This is a genomic window from Kitasatospora sp. SolWspMP-SS2h (genome assembly GCF_003259315.1).
In the GTDB taxonomy this organism is placed as follows: Bacteria; Actinomycetota; Actinomycetes; order Streptomycetales; family Streptomycetaceae; genus Kitasatospora; species Kitasatospora fiedleri.
The window spans coordinates 77,696-97,124 of sequence record NZ_QLLT01000004.1 but is presented as its reverse complement, the minus strand read 5'-3'; the positions used below and the strand labels follow the sequence as shown (position 1 = coordinate 97,124).

Here is a 19,429-nt window from a genome sequence, read left to right as displayed (position 1 = left end):
CCCGTGCGCTACTCCGCCGCCGCCACCACTGCCTCGTTCTCGACCTCGGTCTCGGCCGCGTCCGCGGTCTCGGCGTGCAGCACGGCCCGGACCGGCCCGTCGGGGTGCACCGTGAGTCCGTACCCGGCCCCGGCGGGGGCGTCCCGGATCTCGACCCGGTACGCGGGCAGCAGTTCCTCCAGCAGCAGCGCCATCTCCCGGACGGCGAACTGCGCTCCCAGGCAGGCCCGCGGCCCGAGCCCGAACGGGAGGTACGCGCCGGGCGCCGGGCGCCGCTCGGCGTCCAGGAAGCGCTGCGGGCGGAACTCCTCCGGGTCGGGCCACAGCCCGGGGTCGCGGTGGGTCAGGTACGGGGAGAGCAGCACCGTCGTCCCGGCCTCGATCGGGATGCCGTCCAGCGTGTCCGGCTCGGCCGCGTACCGGGGCATCAGCCAGGCCACGGGGTACAGCCGCAGCGTCTCGTCGATCAACGCCCGGATCGCGGCCGCCCGTTCGGCCGAACCGGCCGGTCCGGCGGCCAGCGCCCGGGTCCGCTGCTCGGGGTGCGCGTCCAGCAGCAGGAACAGCCAGCCGAGCGCGGTGGCGGTGGTCTCGTACCCGGCCACCACCAGCGTCATCAGCTCGTCGCGCACCAGGCGCTCGGTGTAGTCCGGGAGTTCGGCCGCGGCCCGGAGCAGCACCTGGACCAGCCCCGGCTCCTCGGCCTCCTCGGCCAGCGCGATCGCGCGCTCGGCGACCCGGTCGACGTGCTCGTTGGCCTCCCGGAAGTCGATCGCGGTGTCGCCGGTGGCGGGCGCGAACGCCGGGATCGCCGCGAAGCCCTCCCCGGCCGCGACCAGCCGCCGGCGGGTGTCCGGGTCCAGCGGGTGGGCGGTGAGCGAACGCCAGATCACGTCCAGCGAGAAGTGCCGCAGGTCCGCGTCGATCTCCCGCACCTCCCCCGCCGCGGCGGCCACCCGCCAGCGCTCGGCGGTGTCCGCCACCGCGGCCCGGATCTGCGGCTCGTACGTCCGGATGCCGCGCCCGGTGAACTGCGGCTGCAACAGCTTGCGTTGACGCCGCCACGGCTCACCCGCCGCGCACAGCAGCCCGCCGCCCAACAGCGGCTTGACCCGGTGCCCGCGCTTCACGTACGTGTCGGGGCGCTTCGCCAGCACCTGCTGCACCTGCCCCGCCCCGGTCACCAGCACGACCTGCCGGTCCCCGAGCCGGAACCCCGCGACCGGCCCCAACTCCCGTACTGCACCCAGCAGATCGACCACCCGCCCGCCGCCGGCCCGCCAGCGGGCGAACGCCCCGGCGTCGAGTTCGGGAAGAACACTGCTGGCGGCCGTGGCCAAGGCACTCTCCTACCACGCTGGACTGCACCGTACGGACACCGACCACCCTAACGGGAGGACCGCCCCCCACCGGCGACTTGGCGCAACCTCCCCCTGCCGGCGCCTCCCGCGCCGCCTCCCCCGGTCCCCCTCACTGCACCCGGTAGCTGAACGAGTAGGGGATGGACTCCGCGTCGGTGCGGCAGACGTACTCGCCGGTGCCGGTGAGCCCCGCCAGTTCCTCGGTGCCGCTGCCCGGGACGACGGTGAAGGCGCAGTGGATGGTGCCGTCGGCCGCGAAGGTACCGCGCTGCTCCAGGACGAAGGTGCCGTGGCGGCCCTCGATGCCGCCGGTGACCAGTTCCACGCCGGTGAACACGCCTTCGTGGCCGGTGGTGTAGGCGATGCTGTAGTCGCAGGCGGTGCGGACCGCCTCGATGCCGCCGGTGAAGGTGTTCGCGACCGAGGCGTGCGCGGTGCGCGGGCCCGACGCGCTCGACGCCACCTCCTGCTCCGTCCAGTCGGCGAAGCCGATGCTCCCGGTGATGGTGGTGCCGGTGATGGTGCTGATGGTGGTGCCGGTGGTGTCTGCGGTGGTCATGGCGCCGTCCTTCCGTCCGGTGCGCGGCGGTTCCGCGCAGCGAGGGCCTGCGGTCGCGCCCCGCCGGGTGCGCCGCACCACCAAGGCTGGCGGCCATACCTGACACCTCTTGTCAGGTATTCCGGCCGGTCTGCGCGATGATGGCGGGGTGCGCGCCGACCGTCTCCTCGCCCTGCTCCTGCTGCTCCAGAACCGGGGTCTGTGCACGGCCGCCGAACTCGCCGCCGAGCTGGAGGTATCGGTGCGCACCGTCCACCGGGACGTGGAGGCGCTGGGCGCGGCGGGCGTGCCGGTGCTGGCCGAGCGCGGCCGGACGGGCGGGTACCGGCTGGTGGGCGGCTACCGGACCAGGCTGACGGGACTGACGGGGGACGAGGCCGGGGCGCTGTTCCTCGCCGGGGTGCCGGACGCGGCGAAGGAGCTGGGCCTGGGCGCGGTGCTGACCACCGCCCAGTTGAAGGTGCGGGCCGCACTGCCCGTCGAACTCGCGGACCGGACACGGCAGTTGCAGGAGCGCTTCCACCTCGATCCGGCCTCCTGGTTCCGAGACGCGGACCCCGTGCCGGAGTTGGCCCGGGTCGCCGAGGCGGTCTGGGAGCAGCGGGTCCTGCGCGTGCACTACCGGCGCTGGCGCGGCGAGGTGCACCGCGAACTGCAGCCGCTGGGACTGGTGTTGAAGAGCGGCATCTGGTACCTGCTGGCATCCGCCGCGCCGGCCCCCGAGGGCGTCCCGCCCGCCCCCACCCGCACCTCACCGGCTCCCGGGGACGCCGCGCCGCCCGCCGGGGCCGCCGTCGCGGTCCGCACCTACCGGGTCTCCCGGATCCTGGCCGCCGAGGTCGCCGACCAGCACTTCACCCGCCCGCCGGACTTCGACCTCGCCGCGCACTGGGCGTCCACCACCCGCGAGTTGACGGGCATGCTGCACCAGGACACGGCCACCGTCCGGGTCTCCCCGCGCGCGCTGCGGCTGCTGCCCGCCCAGTTCGGCACGGCGGGCGCCGAGGCCGCCCGGCAGGCCGGCCCGCCCGACCAGGAGGGCTGGGCGGTGGTCCGACTCCCGGTCGAGTCCACGCCGGTGGCCGTCTCCGACCTGCTCCGGCTCGGCCCGGACGCGGAGGTGCTGGCCCCGCCCTCGCTGCGCGCCGCCGTCGCCGAGGCGGTCGCCGCCCTGGCCCGCCGCTACGCCGACGCGGACACCACGGCCGCCCCGTCCTGATCCGGCCGCGTCCGCCGAGCACCCCCGTCCAGCGGGGCGGCACGCGATTCTCCCGGGGCGGCCACCGCGCCGTGGTGGCACGGCACCGGCCGGGCGCACTGCGGATACCCGGCGCAGCGCGGATATTCGGGTGCCGCGGATATTCGAGTGCCGATCGCCGGGCGGGCCGTTACGGTGGCGGGCATGAAGCGCGCCGCGAGGTCGACGACGACGCCGGAGAGTGTCCCGGCGCGCTGACCGCTGTGCGTGTGCGAGCCCCGGGGCCGAGAGCTCCGGGGCTTTCGTGTGTGCGCGTGCGCGTCCTCCCCGGCGGTCCGGCCCCTCCCCGTGAACCCGTTCCGTACGTCCCCGAGGAGACCGCCGTGTTCGAAGCACCCGACGTTCCCGCAGCACCCGACGTTCCCGTCGCGCCCGCCGGGCCCGACCACCGCCGGCTGGGTCGCGAGCTGGGCCTGTTCGACACCGATCCGCTGATCGGCTCCGGCCTGCCGTACTGGCTGCCGGACGGCGCCGTGGTGCGCCGGAGCCTGGAGGACTTCGTCCGCGCCCTGGAGCGGCGGGCGGGCTACCGGCACGTCTACTCGCCGGTGCTGGGCAAGCGCGAGCTGTACGAGCTCTCGGGGCACTGGGGGCACTACCGGGAGGACATGTTCCCGCCGCTGGAGATGGGCGGCGACGAGCAGCTGGTGCTGCGTCCGAGCCTGTGCCCGCACCACGCGGTGCTGTTCCGGTCCCGTTCCCGCAGCTACCGGGAGCTGCCGCTGCGGATGGCCGAGCTGGGCGACATGTACCGCTCCGAGCGCTCGGGCGTGCTGGGCGGGCTGACCAGGGTGCGGGCGATCCGGCTGAACGACGCGCACGTGTTCTGCACCCCGGAGCAGGCGGCGGCGGAGGTGCGCGGCGCGCTGGAGCTGATCGCGGCGGCGTACCGGGCGATGGGCGTCGTCCCGTCCCGCTACCGGCTGTCGCTGCCGGGCCCGGGGGGCAGGTACGCGGCGCGGCCGGAGCTGTGGGAGCGGGCGACCGCGGTCCTGGTGCGGGCGCTGGCGGAGCTGGGCCTGCGGTACGAGGAGGGGGTCGGCGAGGCGGCGTTCTACGGGCCGAAGATCGACGTGCAGGTGCTGGACGCGGCGGGGCGGGAGTCGACCCTGTCGACCGTGCAGGTCGACTTCCACCAGCCGGAGCGGTTCGACCTGCGCTACGTGGGGCCGGACGGGGCGCGGCACCGGCCGGTGATGGTGCACCGGTCGGTGGTGGGCAGTGTGGAGCGGGCGGTGGCGCACCTGGTCGAGCGGCACCGCGGGGCGTTCCCGGCCTGGCTGGCGCCGGTGCAGCTGGCGGTGCTGCCGCTGGGCGCGGAGCAGGCGGAGGCGGCCGGGGCGCTGGTCTCCCGCTGCCTGGAGCTGGACCTGCGGGCCGAGGTGCTGGGCGCGGAGCGCGGTTCGCTGGGGGCCCGGGTGCGGGCGGCGCGGCTGGTGCCGTACCAGGTGGTGCTCGGTCCGCGCGAGGCCGCCGCCGGGAGTCTCGCGCTGCGGCTCCGGGACGGTCGGCGGCTCGGCCCGGCGCCGGCCGACGAGGTGCTGGCGCGGATCGCCGGACGCGTCCGGTCGCACGCCGTGGAGCTGTGGTGAGCGCCACCCGGGGCACGTGACGCCGCCCACGCCGCGACCGTCGGCGCACCGCCCGCACGCCGTCCCGGGGACGTCCCCGGAACCGCCCGCCACCCGTGCCCCGTCCGCACCGCACCCGTCCCGCACCCGACCCACACCCCCTTTACGCAGGGCTTATTCACGGTACGGGCGGTCGGGACGGGTGCCGTCCGACCCTCGTCCCCGGGACCTTCGGCGTGCCATACTCCTTCACCATGACCGGCATTCACGCGACCAAGGCCCTGCGGGGCGCGGTGTTCACCGCGCTCGCCGTGCCGCTGGCCGCGTTCGGCCAGGTGGCGATCACCGGGCGTGCCCTGCCGCTCACCCTGGTCGCGGCGGCGAGCGTCGCGGTCTTCCTGCTGGCGGTGGTCCTCGACGGGGCGCGCCGCCGTTTCCTGCTGCTGTCCTCCGTGCTGGTCCCGGTGGAGCTGCTGCTGAACACCACGTTCAACCTCGGCCAGGACGCCTGTGCGCGACCCGCCCGGGGCGTGGACCTGCTGGTCTGCGGCGGCGACTCGGTGGGCGGCTCGGAGCTGTTCGCGCAGTGGACGCACGATTCGGCGGGCCTGTTGCGCCTGCTGGTGCTGGCCGTGCACCTGGCGCTGGCGCTGGCCGCCGCGGCCTGGCTGCGGCTGGCGGACGACGCGCTCAGCGGCGTCGCGGCGGCCCTGGACGCACTGGCCCGCCTGCTGCCCGCACCCTGGCGCGCGCTGCTGTCGGCCGTCCGCCCGGCCTGCCCGGCCGCGCTGCTGCCGTCCCCGGGCACCGAGCCCGCGGCCCGCCGTCCCCAGGTACCCGTCCTCTCCCCCGCTCCGCGTCGCGGCCCCCCGCAGCCGGCCCTCGCCAGCTGACGGACCGTCACCCGGACGCGTTCCGTCCCGGGCGCCCGCCGAGGCGCGCCCCTCCCCCCTTCTTTACCCGCACCCCGCCGCGCCGTGCCGTGTGCCGTGTCCCGCCCCGTCCCCGGACGGGCGGCGGACCGCGCTGCCGCCGGGTGCCGAGGAGACGACGGATCACCATGACCAGCAACGACACGAACCAGCAGTCCCAGCCCCAGAAGCCCCCGTCCCCGTCGAAGTCCGAGTCGCAGTCCCCGTCCCGGTCGCAGCAGCGCGCCACCGCCCGCGAGCGCCTCAAGCAGGCCCAGCAGGCCGAGGCCCGGGCCGCCAAGCGCCGCCGCGGCCTGACCATCGGCGTGTCGGTGGCCGCCGCCGTGGCCGTGATCGCGGGCGGCACCGCGCTGGCGATCGCGGGCGGCTCGAAGGGCGACGGCTCGTCCACGGCCGCCGCCGTCGCCCCGGCCCACACCAGCGCCACCGACGACACCGTGGTCGTCTACGGCAAGGCCGACGCCCCGCACACCCTGGCCGTCTACGAGGACTTCCGCTGCCCGGTGTGCCAGGCGTTCGAGACCTCGGCCGGCAAGAGCGTCCAGCAGCTCGCCGACCAGGGCGACTACAAGATCGAGTACCACCTGGCCGCGTTCCTGGACAACAACCTGGGCGGCAAGGGCTCGAAGACCGCGCTGGCCGCGGCGGGCGCGGCGCTGAACGAGGGCGTCGACAAGTTCAAGGCGTTCCACGACGTGCTGTACGCCAACCAGCCCGCCGAGAGCGAGGACGGCTTCGGCGACGTCAACCACCTGCTCGACCTGGCCGGCCAGGTCCCGGGCCTGAAGACCGAGGCGTTCACCAAGGCCGTCACCGACGGCACCTACAAGAGCTGGGCGGCCAAGGTCGCCAGCGCGTTCAACCGCAGCGGCGTCTCCGGCACCCCGACGGTCAAGCTCGACGGCAAGCAGCTCGCCGTGATCGGCCAGGACGGCAAGCCGCTCACCGGCGACCGGTTCACCGCCCTGGTCAAGCAGACCATCGGCGGGTGACCCGGATGACCACGGCCCTCACCACCACCCCCGCCACCGCGCCCGCCCCGGGGAAGGCCACGATCGGCGCCTCCCGCGGCTACGCCTGGATGCTCCTGGTCGCCGGCCTGATCGGCCTGGCCGCCTCGGCCGTCCTCACCCTGGACAAGCTCAGGCTGCTGGAGAACCCGGCCTACCAGCCCAGCTGCAACATCAACCCGGTGATCAGCTGCGGTTCGATCATGCGCACCGCCCAGGCGTCCGCCTTCGGCTTCCCCAACCCGCTGATCGGCCTGGCCGCCTTCGGCGCCCTCGCCGCGGTCGGCGCGGGCCTGGTCGCCGGCGCCGCCCACCGCCGCTGGTTCTGGCTCGCCCTCCAGTCCGGCACCCTGCTCGGCCTCGGCTTCGTCGCCTGGCTGGTCGACCAGGCGCTGTACGAGATCGGCGCGCTCTGCCCCTACTGCATGGTGGTCTGGGCCGTGGTCATCACCGCCTTCTGGTACACCACCGTCCACAACCTCCGCACCGGCGTCCTCCCCGCCCCCGCCCCCCTCCGCCGCCTGGCCGCCCTCCGCTTCCAGTGGCTCGTCCCGGTCGCCGCCTACCTGGTGATCGCCCTCCTGATCCTCAACCGCTTCTGGTACTACTGGTCGACCCTCCTCTGATCCCCACCCCGCCCGACGGCCCCCACCCGCACTTCTCCCGGGCGGGGGCCGTTCGCGTCCGCCCCGGGCCGCCCCTGGCTGCTCGGTACGGGGTGCCCGGAGGTCCGGAGGATGATCGTCGCGCCGGCGACGCCCCGGACACACGCCGAGTGCCCGGGCGAGGTGGGCGTCCGCTTCGTCGGTGATTTCGGAGAGCTCGATCAGATGCCGCGGACGGTGCCTTGGGTGGTCCAGCCGTCGCCGTTCCAGTCGCCGGTGACGGGGGTGTCCCCGCTGTCGCCGTAGGTGACGGAAGTGACGCTCGCATCGGCGTGCCGGAAGTAGAAGGTCCGGTTGTCCGGGTTGTAGACACCGATCTCGGTGCGCCCGGTACGGTCCCAGTCCCCCACCACCGGAATGTTGTCCGGGTTGCCGAAGGTCAAGGTCCGATCCGCCGCACCGGCCGTGAGACTGTCACGCAGGTAGAAAGTCGAGGTCGCCGGATCGTAGGCACCCACCGTCTCGGCACCGTCACCGTTCCAGTCCCCCGCCAGAGGCCGCCAGTTACCGCCGTTGCCGAACGCGAACACCCGCACCGAACCGTCACCCATCCGCAGATGGAACTTCCCGTCCCCCATGTAGACACCGATCTGATCCGTACCACCGTCCCAACGCCCCAGCACCGGACGATTGCCAGACACCCCGAACACCAACGTCGACTCCGCCACCCCACCCGAGTTCGCCAGGTAGAACGTCGACGTCGTCGGATCATAGGCACTCACCGAATCCGCACCGTCCCCATCGAAATCACCCACCACCGGCACCATCGGCGTGCTCCCGAAATCCACCGCCGGCCGCGTCGACACACCCGACCACCCCTGGTCCGACAGGAACCACCGCAACACCTTGGAGGCCGGAGGCGGCGGACTCGTGGGCGCACAGGCGTTGTTGCTGGTGAAGGTCCGGGTTCCGCCTGCGTAGGCGACCCCGTCGAAGGTGGTCTGCTGGCCGACTCCGTTCAGGGTCTGTTCGAAGTGCAGGTGCGGGCCGGTGGAGTTGCCCGTGCTGCCGACCCGGCCGACCGCCTGACCGGCTTGCACGCTGGCGCCCACGGCGACCGTCACGGCAGAGAGGTGGGCGTAGTGGGTCGTCCAACCACCGCCGTGGTCGATGCGCACCTCGTTCCCGGCCCAACCGTTGCTGGCTCCGGCCGCCACCACGGTGCCCGGCGCGCTGGCGGAGACCTGTCGGCCCAGGTCCTCGGGGTAGTGGTTGAAGTCCACGGAGTTGGCCGGGCTGTGCCCGGAGTAGGTGGTGGCCGTCCACGTCTCCCCGCACGGGAAGGGGAGTTGGAAGGCCGGGCGGCCGGCGGCCTGGGCCGCCGGACCGGGCAGGCCGATGGCGGCCGAGGCCACGAGCACCGCGAGCGAGATGGAGAAGGAGCGCCTGGACATGGAATCCCCCGGTACGAGAAGCCGCCGCGGCAACCGCACGGCCGGTTGCCGGAGAATCCGGTCGGCCGTACGTCGCTGCCGCCGTGCGGAACTGGCGTGCGGATAGTCTTCGGGCGTGTTCGAAGGCCGCCCGCGAGGGCGGCCGCACGGGGACGGACACAGTGGCCCGGCCCGTCGGGACGATCTTCCCGACGGCCACGCAAAGGCGACTCAGATTCGGATCACAGCCGGAGGCGCGCGCTGTGCGCAGCACCCGTCGGGGGGATGACATGGAAGTTCGGTTCGCGCTGCTCGGCCCGCTGCGGGTCGAGGTGGGCGGGGTGGAAGCGGAGGTGACGGGTCCGAAGGTACGGCTGCTGCTGGCCGTCCTGCTGCTCAACGCCAACCGGGCCCTGGCGGTGGACCGGTTGGTGAGCCTGCTCTGGGAGGGCGGGCCCCCGCGTAGCGCGGTCTCCGCCCTGCACAACCACGCGGCCCGGCTGCGTCGCGCCCTCGCCCCGGCCGGCTCCGACCGGCTCCGCTCCACCCCCCCGGCTACGTGCTCGCCGTGGGTCCCGGCGAACTCGACCTGGAGGTCTTCGGCAGCGCTGCCGACCGGGCCGCCGCGGCCCGGTTCTCGCAGGACTGGGACGCGTGGGGGACCGAGACGGAACGGGCCCTGGCGCTGTGGCGGGGGGAACCGTTCACCGGACTGCCGAGCCTGCTCGACTCGCCGACCGCGGTCCGGCTCGTCGAAACCCGGCTGCGCCTCCTGGAGTGGTGCGCCGACCTCAGGCTGCGCGGCGGGCCTCAGCCGGGCCTGGTGGCCCAACTCGCGGCACTCGCCGCAGAGCACCCGCTGCGGGAGGTGTTCCACCGGCAGCTGATGCTGGCCCTGCACCGCGCCGGGCGGACTCCCGAGGCCCTGGACGTCTATCACGCGCTGCGCCGACGGCTGGCCGAGGAACTCGGCATCGATCCCGGCCCGGAAGTGCGGGACGCCCTCCAGGTCCTGCTGACCCTCGGCCGGGAGAGCGCGTCCACGTCTCCCGCGGCCACCGCGTCTCCCGCGGCCGCCACGTCTCCCGCGACCGCGACCGGCCGGACACCGAAGCCGTTCCAACTCCCCCGTGACACCGCCGATTTCATCGGACGCGAGCAGCCCCTGCGGCTTCTCCGGGACGCCCTGCTGCGGGTCGGCGACGCGACGGCGTCCGGCGGTACCGCGAGCGGTGGTGCGGCGTCCGGCGGTGTGGTGGTGATCTCCGGCATGGGCGGCGTCGGCAAGACCGCCCTCGCCGTCCACGCCGGCCACCTCCTGCGCGCGCACTACCCCGACGGCCAGCTCCACGCCGACCTACGCGGCTACTGCGGCGACGTGCCCCGCGACCCGCACGGGCTGCTCGGCCGCTTCCTCACCGACCTCGGGGTGCCCGGCTCCGCCGTCCCCGACCACACCGACGACCGGGCCTCGCTCTACCGGGCCACGCTGGCCGACCGTCGCGTTCTGATCCTGCTGGACAACGCCCGCGAGAGCGCCCAGATCGACGCGCTGCTCCCCGGCGTCGGCCCGTCCGCCGTTCTCGTGACCAGCCGTCACACCCTGGCCGGCACCGAGGCCGTCCGGATCCCGCTGGCCCCGCTCGGGCCGGAGGCGCACACCCTGCTGGCCGGGATCTGCGGCAGCGAGCGCATCGCGGCCGACCCCGTCTCGGCCGACCGCATCGTCGCCGCCTGTGGCGGGCTGCCCCTCGCCCTGCGGATCGCCGGGGCCCGGATCGCCACCCGGCCGGCCTGGCCGCTGAGCGCCCTCGCCTCCCGGCTGGCCGAACCCCGCCACCGTCTGGGCGCCCTGGCCCTCGACGACCTCGCCGTCCGCGACGCCTTCGCGATGAGCTACCACGCCCTGGTGACCGGTTCCCGCCCGGTCGAACAGGAGGCGGCCCGGCTGTTCCGGCTGCTGGGGCTCTGGTCGGCCACCCCGCTCTCCCTGGAAGCCGTCTCGGCCCTCGCCGACCGGGACCCGGTGGAGACCGCAGACCTGCTCGACGTCCTCTACGACGCCCACCTGATCGAGGCTCCCACCGCGCACTCCTACCGCTTCCACGACCTGCTGGCCGGGTACGCGGACGAGCTCGTCCGCGCCGAGGAGGCCCCCGGCGAGCGGGACGCGGCCACCCTGCGACTGCTGACCTGGTACACCGTCGCCGTCGAGCACGCCGAATCGCTCTGCTGGCCCGTCCGCACCCCGCCGGAGGAAACCCGCGTTCCGCTGCCCGAGCTGGGCACCGCCGAGGACGCCCTCGGCTGGCTGCGCCGGGAGATGCCGGCGATCCGGGAGGCTGTGGCCCGGGCCGGCGGGTCCGGCCGCCCGGAGCTGGCCTGGCGGATCGCGACCCACCTGAACGGCTACGGCAACAGCTACTGGTGGGAGGGAGCCTGGCAGGCCGTCGTCTCGACGGCCCTGGACACCGCGCGGGCGGTCGGAGACCGCGAGGCGCAGGCCGGACTGTACGGCTGCCTCGCGGCGGCGCTCGGCTGCGCCGGCCGGGACGACGAGTCGCTGGAACACCTGCTGACCGCCGAACGGATCCTGACCGGGCTCGGCAAGTCCCGCGGCGTGGCCTGCATGGTGGCGAACCAGGCCCTGGTGCACAAGGAGGCCGGCCGCCTCGCCGACGGCTTCGCCGCCGTGCACCGGGCCCTGCGGCTCTTCGAGGCGGCCGGCGAGACCGAGCCGGCGCTCGCCCTCCACACGCTGGCCGGCCTGCACCTGGCGGCGGGTGACGCCCGGGCCGCCGAACGGACCTACCGCCAGGTGCTCGGCGTGTTCCGCCGCCGGGGCCTGACCGGCCCGACCGGGGCCACCCTGGTCGACCTCGGCGACACCCTGCGCGTGCTCGACCGCCGGGACGAAGCACTCGCCGCCCTCGGCGAGGCACTCGCCATCGCCCGGACGCTCGACGACCGGCACGGCATCGCTGCGGCCCTGGAAGCCACCGCCCGCGCCCACGCGCACTTCGGCGAGGCCGAACAGGCCCGCCACTGCCGGCTGCTGGCCTTCGAGACCGCCCGGGTCCAGGAGTCCGACCACACCGCCACCACCGGCACGGCGGATCCGACCGCCCTTGACCAGTCCTGCGCCGCCCGCTGACCCCGAGACCTGCCCCGGCAGTGGTCGACACGGACCCCGGGGCCGCCACCGTGTCCGACGTGGCCGGACCGGTCCTGTTCCTGGAGACCACGGTCCCGGAGGGGCGGCGGACGGCCGGGACGGTTGAACTCCCCTCCCGGAGCGTGGGCCGCGTCACGGGCCGGGCGGGGTCGTCCTCGGGCGCACCCGGCCCCCAGTGGGCCACCGACCCGGTCCAGGACCTCCTACCGGTCCAGGTCCTCCTCGACCGCGGCGGTGAAGCGGCCCGGGCCTTCCGGGTCGGTGCAGCCGCGCAGGCCGTCCAGCGTGTCGGTGGGCGCGTACCGCCGGTCCTCCAGCGCGACGGCCGGGGCCGGGGGCGGGCCGGCGGCCAGTCGCGACCGCGCCTCTCGCTGGAGCGCCGCTCCGATCCCGTCCGGGTCGGCCGGCAGGACCCCCTCGGCGCACATGGCCGGCGGTGGGGAGCACCGGGCGGCCGTCTCGCGGTGATCCATCGCACCAGCGTGGCAGTGGCCCCGGCGGCCGTTCACAGCGCGGCGAGGAGTTCCTCGGTGGCGGTGTGCAGGCGCAGTGCGGCGGCGGGGTCGAAGGCCGGGGTGTCGGTGGGGACGCGGTGGCCTTCGAGGACGGCGGTGAGGGGGGCCGGGGGTGCGTCGAGGTAGGGGAGGATCTGGGCGACGGCCTGGGCGGGGGTCTTGGCGTGGGCGCGCAGGTGGGCGACGTGGGCGGCGGTGGCGGGGTCGTACTCGCCGGCGAAGCTGGTGGCGACGGTGCCGGGGTGGTTGACCAGTTGGGGGACGTCTGGGTGGGTGGCAGCCAGGTGGGCGGCGAGCAGGTCGCAGAGCGATCCGCTGTGGCCGAGGGCTCCGGTGCCGGGGTAGTCGTGGCGCAGTTGGAGGTCGTCCCAGCGGACGGGGCCGGTCAGTCCGGCGCCGCCGAAGTTGAGCACCACGGGCCGTTCGGCGCGCCGGAGTCGGGGCAGCAGGCCGTGCGAGAGCAGGTGGCGGCTGAGGTAGAAGAGGGCGAAGTTGGCCTCCAGGCCGTCGGCGGTCTCGGCCCGGGTGGAGCGGTGGTAGCGGGCGCCGAGCACCAGGACGTCGACGGCCGGGTGGTGGGTGGTGACGTGGTCGATCAGGCGGTGGTTCTCGGCGACCAGGCTGAGGTCGGCCGCCAGGAAGTGCGCCCGGTCGCCCGCGCCGTGCCGGTGCGCCTCGGCCCGGAACGCCGCGCCCTTGGCCGGGTTGGTGCCCACCACCAGGACGTGGTGTCCGCGTTCCAGGTAGACGGTGGCGAGGGCGCGGCCGATGCCGTCCGTCCCGCCCGTGATCACTGCGGTGGCCATGGTTCCCCTTCACGCCCGGAAATGCTTTGAGATATCAAAGCATTCGACCGGAGGGGACGACAACTGTGCTGCTCGGTACCGCAGTTGCCGGAGCGTCAGGTGGGTGCGGCCGGGCCCGGTAGGCTGGTCCGGTGATCTCACCAGCCACCCCGTCGTCCGCCGCCGCCGCTGCCGCCGCTGCCGCCGTCGCGCCGGAGCTGGCGCGGCTGGAGACGGCGCTGTCCGCGCTGGTCCGGTGGAGCGAGAGCAGGCACGTCCGCGCCGAGGTGGCCCGGCTGGCCGGGTGCGACATGCCGCCCAGCGCGCTGCGGCTGCTGGAGCACTTCGCGGCGGCGGGCCCGATGCGGGTGTCCGACATCGCCGAGTGCCTGCGCATCGACGTCTCGACGGCCTCGCTGCAACTGCGCCGCCTGCGCGCCGACGCGCTGGTCAGCCGCAGCGCCGACCCGGCCGACGGCCGCTGCGGCGTCATCGCCATCACCGCGGAGGGCCGCCGGGTGCTGGACGCGGTCCGGGCCGCCCGCTGCGGCCTGCTCGCCGAGGTGTTCGGCGCGACGCCCCCGGAGCGGCTCGGCCGCGCCGCGGACGTGCTGGGCCTGGTGCAGGAGCACATGCTGGCGGGCGCGGCGGAGCCCTCCGCCGGCGGGGACCGGCCGTGACCGGACGGCAACTCGCGCCCGGTCTGGCGGTGTTCGGCCCCGACACCGCTCCCCCGCTGGTCCTGGTGCACGGCATCCGGCTGTCCGGCGCGATGTGGCGCCCGCACGCCCGCCGCCTCGCCCCCGACTTCCGAGTCAGCACCCCCGACCTGCCCTGCCACGGCGCCCTCGCCGACCGCCCGTTCACCCTGGACGCGGCCGTCGCCACCGTCCGCCGCGCCGTCCGGGAGGCGTACGAGTCGACCGGGCGCCGCCCTCTGCTGCTCGGCCTGTCCCTGGGCGGGTACGTCTCGCTGGCGCACGCCGTCCGCCACCCCGCGGACCTCGCCGCGCTCGTCCTGCACGGCTGCACCGCTCGCACCGGCGGCGCGCAGGCCGCCGTCTACGCCGCCGCCGGACGGCTGAACGACCGCCTGGGGCAGGAGCGTTCGGCCCGGCTCCAGGCCCGGGCGATGCGCCGGCTGCTCCCGCCGGAGTCCGCCGAAGCGGTGCTGTCCGGCGGCTTCCACCTGCCCGCCCTCACCCAGGGCGTCGCCGAACTGCGCCGCCACGACTTCCTGGCCCTGGCCGGCCGGCTGACCACCCCCACGCTCTTCCTCAACGGCCGCTCCGACCTGCCGTTCCGCGCCGACGAGCGGATCTTCCTGACCGCCGCCCGCACCTCCGGCGCCCCCGCCCGACTCTTCCACACCCCTGGCGGGCACCTGCTCAGCCTCACCGACCCCGACCGCTTCACCGCCCTGCTGCGCCGCGCCCACCACCTGCTACTGCCGGACGAATCCCGCTCTCAGCAAAAGAATTGACGCCCAGTCAGCTCCTGGCCAGCCGGTACACCACCGCGTGCTGCTGCGGCCCGGGCGGCACGCTCGGGTCGAGGAAGTCCGCCGCCGGGTCGTGCACCATGCCGAGCCGCCGCGCCACCGCCCGCGAGGGCGCGTTCCCGGCCGCGATCACGGCCAGGATCTCGGGCAGCCCCAACTCCTCGAAGCCGTAACGGAGGACGGCCCGCGCGGCCTCGGTGGCGTAGCCGTGGCCCCAGGCGTCGCGGTGCAGCCGCCAGCCGGCCTCGATCCCGTCGAAGGGCATCCCCTCGTCCACCGGGTCGAGCCCGGCGAAGCCCAGGAACCTTCCCTGCGAGCGGAGTTCGACCGCCCACCAACCCCAGCCGCGCCGCGCCAGCTCGGCCCGGAAGTGCTCCAGCGAACCGGCGGCCTGCTCCCGGTCGAGCAGGGTGCCGAAGTGCCGGCGCACCTCTGGGTCGGCGTTCAGCTCCGCCCAGCGGTCCAGGTCGCCGTCCCGCCACTGGCGCAACAGCAGCCTGGGCGTGGTCAGTTCGGTCACGGTCACGGTGCTCCTCCCGCTCCGGCCAGCACCTCGCCGGCCAGCTCCTCCGCCCGGTCCAGCAGCGCCGCCAGGCTCGCCGGGTCGGTACCGCCGGCGGCGAACAGCTCCTGCGCGCACCGCTCGAACTCCGGTGGAGCGCAGGGCAGTCGACCGGCCGAGGCGATCGCGCCCTTCTCGTTGACCAGCCACCGCCCGGCCCGCGCGTGCAGCGCGTGCACCAGCAGGCCGACGGCCCGGAACAGGCAGCCCGCGACGTACCCGGCGTCCCCCCGGCCCGCGCCCTTGCGCGCGTTGGCCAGCACGAACGGCACCTCCCAGGCCGCGTCGGCCTCCAGCGTCCGCGTCAACTCGGCCGGGAAAAAAGGGGTTTCGCCCCGTAGCGCGGCCAGCTCCCCCGCCGGGTCGGCCAGCACCCGGGCCAGCGCCAGCTCGCCGACGTACGCGTAGGACGGCACGCCGTACGGGTGCCCGGGCTGCTGGCCGGAGACGTACCGGCCCCGGCGGGCCTCGGCCGCGTAGTGGCGGACGCGCTCGACGTCCCGGTAGATCCAGTCGACCCGTGCCGGGCCGATGTCCAGCCAGGCGCCGCCGTCCACCCAGGGGCCCCAGCCGCCGGGCTCGGCCACCTCCACCGGACGGCCGCACAGCTCGGCGGCCAACTCCCGCAGCGCGCCGGTGTCGAGCCGCCCGGGGCGGTAGTACAGGCCGAGGTCGTAGTCGGACCCGGCGGTGTGCGTGCCGCGCGCCCGGCTGCCGCCGAGGCAGACCCCGACCACCCCGCCGACCCGCGCCAGCCGCTCCGCGATCCGCCCGAGCCCGGGCCCGGGCCCGTCCTTGCCCTCGTCCCGTTCCGCCGCCGCCGCACCTGCGCCCTGGTTCGTCATCACCCGCCACCCTGCCCCACCGCACCGTCCGCCGCCAGGCATTTTCGCCCGACACGCACCGGCCCGCACCGACACGCACCGGCCCGTACCGACACGCACCCGCCTGCACCCGCCTGCACCGGCCCGCACCGGAAGGCACCGGCGCGCCCCGCCGTGTGCGGGCGGTGCCCGGACGCACAAGGGCGCGGTGGGGGCGCCGCACCGCCCCCACCGCGCCACCGGTCGCCGCCCGCACGGCGCCCGGCCTGAATCGGTCGCCCCGGCCCCGCCCGGCCCTGGGCCGACCGACCCGGTCCCGCCCGGATGATCGGCGCACCCGGCTCGGCTGGTCCGGCTCGACCCGTCCGGCTCAGCCCGGTGGACTCAGCCCGGCAGGCCCGAACCGTCCGGACGGCCGTCCGGCTCAACCGGCCGCGCAGGCCACCCCGTTGAGGGCGAAGCCGCTCGCCGCGGCGGCGTTGCCGGTGTGGTTGGCCTGGAAGCCGAAGGTGGTGGAGCCCCCGGCCGGGATCGCCGCGTTGTACGCCAGGTTGCTCGCACCGACCTGGCCGGTGGCCGGGCTGACGGTGGCGTTCCAGGCGTTGGTGACGCTCTGCCCGCCGGGCAGCGTGAAGGCCAGCTTCCAGCCGTTCACGGCGCTGCCGCCGGTGTTGGTGATCGTGACGTTCTCGGTGAGGCCGGTGTTCCAGGCGCTGACCTGGACGCTGACCTTGCAGGCCGCGCCGGTCGGCGGCACCGACGGCGAGGAGGAGGGCGACGAGGACGGCGAGGGCGAGGCGGAGGAGGACGGCGAGGAGGACGGGGACGGCGAGGAGGTGCTGCCGCCGAGCGCCGTCACCACCGCGTTGTAGGCGGCCTTCGGCTGGTAGTTGTTGTCGTACATGGTGGCCGCGCCGTAGCCGGAGAAGAAGTCCGGGATCCACGAGTCCGGGTCGCCCACGCCCCACTGCGAGACGCCGACGCAACCGGGCACCGCCAGGCAGGAGTTGACCACGTTGGCGTAGTCGGTGGCCTGCTGGGCGAGGTTCGCGGCGCTGGCCGGGACGGGCATCCGGTCGTCCAGCTCGGTGATGGCGACGTTCACGCCGAGCGCGGTGAAGCGCTGGATGTTGGCCTTGAGGGTGCCGGGGACCTGGCCGACGATGAAGTGGCTCTCGAAGCCGACGCCGTCGATCGGCACGCCCTGCTGCTTGAGCGAGGAGACCAGCTGGTACATGCCGTCGCTCTTCGCGCCCAGGCCCTCGATGTTGTAGTCGTTCAGGTAGAGCTTGGCGTTCGGGTCGGCGGCGCGCGCGGTGCGCAGCGCGTCGGCGATGTAGCCGGAGCCCATCGCGTTGGTGAAGGCGTCGGTGCGCAGCGTGCCGTCCTCGTTGAACGGCTCGTTGACGACGTCCCAGGAGTAGACCTGGCCCTTGTAGTGGGTGGCCTCGGTGGTGATGTGGTTCTCCATCGCGGCCTTCACCTGGGCGGTGGGCAGGCTGCTGACCCAGCCGGGCAGTTGGCTGTGCCAGACCAGGGTGTGGCCGCGCACCCGCATGCTGTGGGCCTTGGCGAAGGAGACGATCTGGTCGCCGGGGCCGAAGTTGAAGTTCCCGGCGGAGGGTTCGGTGGTGTCCCACTTCATCTCGTTGCCGGGGGTGACCATGTCGAACTGGGTGCCGGCGATCGCCGTGATGGTGGAGCTGTTCAGGTTGGACTGGGTCAGGGCGGTGCCGAAGTAGCCGCCCTTGGCCTCGGCGAGGTCGCGCAGGGTGGTGCCCGCGGCGCCGGCCGGTCCGCTGCCGACGGTGGCGGCGGCCAGCAGTCCGCCGGCGGCGGCGAGGGCCAGCGCCGCGAGGGCGCGCCCGGGCCGGCGAGCTGCGCGCAACTGTGCAGCCATGGTGGGTCCCTTCCGGGGGGTGGGTGGGGTGCACGGACCGTACGGCGGCCCGCGCGGCCCCGGCAACGGAGCGCCGGGGCCGGCCGCAACCGGCCACCGCCAGGCCGACTCCGAAAATTTCGACGGACGTTCGACCGTCCTTCGACGCCCACCGCCCCGACCTGCGGCGGGGGCCGGAAACGACGCGGCGGCCGCGGCGCCGACCCCCGGCTCCGCGGACGCCCCGACCGGCCCCGCCGGCAAGAAAGTTACAGCTACCGCACGTCAGCGGGCTGCGCCACGGGGACGGCGGCCAGCTCCTTGCCCATGCAGACGCTCTGCTCGTGGTCCTTGTAGTAGCCGAACTTGCGGATCTCGGCGTAGCCCTCGGAGGTGTAGAGCGCGATCGCCTCCGGTTGGAGGGTGCCGGTCTCCAGCACCAGCCGGGTCCGCCCGGCGGCGACCGCGGCGGCCTCCAGGTGGCGCAGCACCGCGCGGGCGTGGCCCCGGCCGCGGGCGTCGGGGACGACGTACATCCGCTTGAGTTCGGCGTCGCCGTCGCGCAGCCCGTCCGCGTCCCGCTCCTTGGCCCGCCAGCCGCCGCAGGCCACCGGCCGCCCGTCCTGGTAGCCGATCACGAACAGCCCGGCGGGCGGGTCGAAGTGGTCGGTGTGGATGGCGGTCTGGTCGCCGTCGCCGTACCTGCGGACGTACTCCTGCTGGACCTCGGCGGCGAGTTGCTGGGCGTCGGGGTGTCCGAAGCCGGTGGTGCGGATCTCCATGGCGCCCAAGGGTACGGGCCCGCCCCCGGCCCGCCCGGTGCCGGGGGCGGGCGAACCGCCAGGTGAGGGGCCGTGCCGGGGCCGGGCGGGAGCCGTGCCGGAACCGGGCGGGAGCCGTGCCGGAACCGGGCAGGGACCGGGCGGGAGCCGGGGCAGGGACCGTGCCGGGGCCGGGGCTCAGGCGCGGGTGAGGTGGGCGATCAGGTCGTCCTTGCCGAACATCCGGGCCGCGTCCAGCGCGGAGGGCGCCCCGGCCCGCGGGTCGGCGCCGTGCGCGAGCAGGGCGTCGACGACCTCGGTGGCGCCCTTGAAGACGGCGCCGGCCAGCGGGGTCTGGCCGTGGTCGTTGGCCCGGTCGGCCTCGGCGCCGCGCTCCAGCAGGGCGGTGACGGCGGCGGCGTGGCCGTGGTAGGCGGCGAGCATCAGCAGGGTGTCGCCGCGGTCGTTGGTGAGGTTGGCGGGGGCACCCGCGTCGAGGTAGGCGGCGAGCAGCGCCGCGTCCCCGGTGCGGGCGGCCTCGAAGAGCCGTCCGGCCAGGGCGATGACGTCCTCGTCGGGCTGCACGGTGGGATCGGTCATGGGGTGTTCCGCCTTCCGGTGGGCGGCCGCGCGGGCCGCTGATCGTCCTGGTGGTGCCACCGCGAACGCTAGCGGACGCCCCCGCGGTGCCGTCCGGC

At 75.1% G+C, this 19,429-nt stretch carries 18 protein-coding genes; 8 read left to right on the top strand and 10 right to left on the bottom strand.

Annotated features, from left to right (window positions below; genetic code table 11):
• Positions 1-8: 8 nt before the first annotated feature.
• Together K353_RS06400 and K353_RS06395 are read right to left on the bottom strand one after the other, a co-directional pair.
• Complete coding sequence (locus K353_RS06400) at positions 9-1,340, bottom strand: cytochrome P450 (protein ID WP_111552595.1); 1,332 nt, start codon at positions 1,338-1,340, stop codon at positions 9-11.
• A gap of 130 nt (positions 1,341-1,470) precedes the next feature.
• Entirely contained in the window at positions 1,471-1,920 is a 450-nt protein-coding gene (locus K353_RS06395; protein ID WP_111552594.1) for a DUF3224 domain-containing protein, read from the bottom strand.
• Positions 1,921-2,068: 148 nt separating this feature from the next.
• On the opposite strand from K353_RS06395, the gene K353_RS06390 reads away from it, so the two are divergent.
• The 5 genes from K353_RS06390 to K353_RS06370 all read left to right on the top strand — a co-directional run bounded on the left by K353_RS06390 (position 2,069) and on the right by K353_RS06370 (position 7,317).
• Positions 2,069-3,139 carry a YafY family protein gene (locus K353_RS06390; RefSeq protein WP_111552593.1) on the top strand — a complete coding sequence of 357 codons (1,071 nt, stop codon included), beginning with the start codon at positions 2,069-2,071 and terminating at the stop codon, positions 3,137-3,139.
• Positions 3,140-3,501: 362 nt separating this feature from the next.
• Positions 3,502-4,770: a threonine--tRNA ligase gene (thrS, locus tag K353_RS06385; RefSeq protein ID WP_111552592.1), complete on the top strand. Its 1,269-nt coding sequence runs from the start codon at positions 3,502-3,504 to the stop codon at positions 4,768-4,770.
• 233 nt (positions 4,771-5,003) lie between these two features.
• Positions 5,004-5,642 (top strand): hypothetical protein, encoded by a 639-nt coding sequence (locus tag K353_RS06380; RefSeq protein WP_111552591.1) that lies wholly within the window; start codon positions 5,004-5,006, stop codon positions 5,640-5,642.
• 167 nt (positions 5,643-5,809) lie between these two features.
• Positions 5,810-6,673 (top strand): thioredoxin domain-containing protein, encoded by an 864-nt coding sequence (locus K353_RS06375; protein ID WP_111552590.1) that lies wholly within the window; start codon positions 5,810-5,812, stop codon positions 6,671-6,673.
• Positions 6,674-6,678: 5 nt separating this feature from the next.
• Positions 6,679-7,317, top strand: coding sequence for a vitamin K epoxide reductase family protein (locus tag K353_RS06370; RefSeq protein WP_111552589.1), 639 nt, complete (start codon positions 6,679-6,681; stop codon positions 7,315-7,317).
• Between the two features lie 200 nt (positions 7,318-7,517).
• On the opposite strand, the gene K353_RS36790 is transcribed toward K353_RS06370, so the two are convergent.
• Positions 7,518-8,750, bottom strand: a complete 1,233-nt coding sequence (locus K353_RS36790) for a M23 family metallopeptidase (protein WP_111552588.1) — start codon at positions 8,748-8,750, stop codon at positions 7,518-7,520.
• Positions 8,751-9,288: 538 nt separating this feature from the next.
• On the opposite strand from K353_RS36790, the gene K353_RS06355 reads away from it, so the two are divergent.
• The gene (locus K353_RS06355; RefSeq protein ID WP_111552586.1) at positions 9,289-11,883 is read left to right on the top strand and encodes a BTAD domain-containing putative transcriptional regulator; all 2,595 of its coding nucleotides are present in this window, start codon (positions 9,289-9,291) and stop codon (positions 11,881-11,883) included.
• Between the two features lie 224 nt (positions 11,884-12,107).
• On the opposite strand, the gene K353_RS06350 is transcribed toward K353_RS06355, so the two are convergent.
• Together K353_RS06350 and K353_RS06345 are read right to left on the bottom strand one after the other, a co-directional pair.
• Positions 12,108-12,377 carry a hypothetical protein gene (locus K353_RS06350; protein ID WP_146616409.1) on the bottom strand — a complete coding sequence of 90 codons (270 nt, stop codon included), beginning with the start codon at positions 12,375-12,377 and terminating at the stop codon, positions 12,108-12,110.
• 32 nt (positions 12,378-12,409) lie between these two features.
• Positions 12,410-13,225 (bottom strand): SDR family NAD(P)-dependent oxidoreductase, encoded by an 816-nt coding sequence (locus K353_RS06345; RefSeq protein ID WP_111552584.1) that lies wholly within the window; start codon positions 13,223-13,225, stop codon positions 12,410-12,412.
• A gap of 131 nt (positions 13,226-13,356) precedes the next feature.
• Between K353_RS06345 and K353_RS06340 the strand changes: the two genes are divergently transcribed.
• Together K353_RS06340 and K353_RS06335 are read left to right on the top strand one after the other, a co-directional pair.
• A complete protein-coding gene (locus K353_RS06340; RefSeq protein WP_233533410.1) occupies positions 13,357-13,884 on the top strand; it encodes a MarR family winged helix-turn-helix transcriptional regulator in 528 nt (175 codons plus the stop codon).
• Positions 13,881-14,687 carry an alpha/beta fold hydrolase gene (locus K353_RS06335; RefSeq protein WP_111552583.1) on the top strand — a complete coding sequence of 269 codons (807 nt, stop codon included), beginning with the start codon at positions 13,881-13,883 and terminating at the stop codon, positions 14,685-14,687. Before K353_RS06340 ends, K353_RS06335 begins: the two co-directional genes overlap by 4 nt.
• A 7-nt stretch (positions 14,688-14,694) precedes the next feature.
• On the opposite strand, the gene K353_RS06330 is transcribed toward K353_RS06335, so the two are convergent.
• The 5 genes from K353_RS06330 to K353_RS06310 form a co-directional block, all read right to left on the bottom strand.
• A complete protein-coding gene (locus K353_RS06330) occupies positions 14,695-15,225 on the bottom strand; it encodes a GNAT family N-acetyltransferase (RefSeq protein ID WP_111552779.1) in 531 nt (176 codons plus the stop codon).
• A 2-nt stretch (positions 15,226-15,227) separates the two neighbouring features.
• The gene (locus tag K353_RS06325) at positions 15,228-16,112 is read right to left on the bottom strand and encodes a nucleotidyltransferase domain-containing protein (protein ID WP_111552582.1); all 885 of its coding nucleotides are present in this window, start codon (positions 16,110-16,112) and stop codon (positions 15,228-15,230) included.
• Between the two features lie 403 nt (positions 16,113-16,515).
• Positions 16,516-17,991, bottom strand: coding sequence for an endo-1,4-beta-xylanase (locus K353_RS06320; protein WP_111552581.1), 1,476 nt, complete (start codon positions 17,989-17,991; stop codon positions 16,516-16,518).
• Between the two features lie 254 nt (positions 17,992-18,245).
• Complete coding sequence (locus K353_RS06315; protein ID WP_111552580.1) at positions 18,246-18,752, bottom strand: GNAT family N-acetyltransferase; 507 nt, start codon at positions 18,750-18,752, stop codon at positions 18,246-18,248.
• Between the two features lie 177 nt (positions 18,753-18,929).
• Positions 18,930-19,331, bottom strand: coding sequence for an ankyrin repeat domain-containing protein (locus K353_RS06310; protein WP_111552579.1), 402 nt, complete (start codon positions 19,329-19,331; stop codon positions 18,930-18,932).
• Positions 19,332-19,429: the final 98 nt, after the last annotated feature.

What these genes read in the sequence shown, in the direction of transcription:
- K353_RS36790 (WP_111552588.1), bottom strand. Translation starts at nt 8,750, where the DNA reads ATGTCCAGGCGCTCCTTCTCCATCTCGCTCGCGGTGCTCGTGGCCTCG.
- K353_RS06350 (WP_146616409.1), bottom strand. Translation starts at nt 12,377, where the DNA reads ATGGATCACCGCGAGACGGCCGCCCGGTGCTCCCCACCGCCGGCCATG.
- K353_RS06370 (WP_111552589.1), top strand. Translation starts at nt 6,679, where the DNA reads ATGACCACGGCCCTCACCACCACCCCCGCCACCGCGCCCGCCCCGGGG.
- K353_RS06395 (WP_111552594.1), bottom strand. Translation starts at nt 1,920, where the DNA reads ATGACCACCGCAGACACCACCGGCACCACCATCAGCACCATCACCGGC.
- K353_RS06380 (WP_111552591.1), top strand. Translation starts at nt 5,004, where the DNA reads ATGACCGGCATTCACGCGACCAAGGCCCTGCGGGGCGCGGTGTTCACC.
- K353_RS06315 (WP_111552580.1), bottom strand. Translation starts at nt 18,752, where the DNA reads ATGGAGATCCGCACCACCGGCTTCGGACACCCCGACGCCCAGCAACTC.
- K353_RS06345 (WP_111552584.1), bottom strand. Translation starts at nt 13,225, where the DNA reads ATGGCCACCGCAGTGATCACGGGCGGGACGGACGGCATCGGCCGCGCC.
- K353_RS06375 (WP_111552590.1), top strand. Translation starts at nt 5,810, where the DNA reads ATGACCAGCAACGACACGAACCAGCAGTCCCAGCCCCAGAAGCCCCCG.
- K353_RS06310 (WP_111552579.1), bottom strand. Translation starts at nt 19,331, where the DNA reads ATGACCGATCCCACCGTGCAGCCCGACGAGGACGTCATCGCCCTGGCC.
- K353_RS06320 (WP_111552581.1), bottom strand. Translation starts at nt 17,991, where the DNA reads ATGGCTGCACAGTTGCGCGCAGCTCGCCGGCCCGGGCGCGCCCTCGCG.
- K353_RS06325 (WP_111552582.1), bottom strand. Translation starts at nt 16,112, where the DNA reads ATGACGAACCAGGGCGCAGGTGCGGCGGCGGCGGAACGGGACGAGGGC.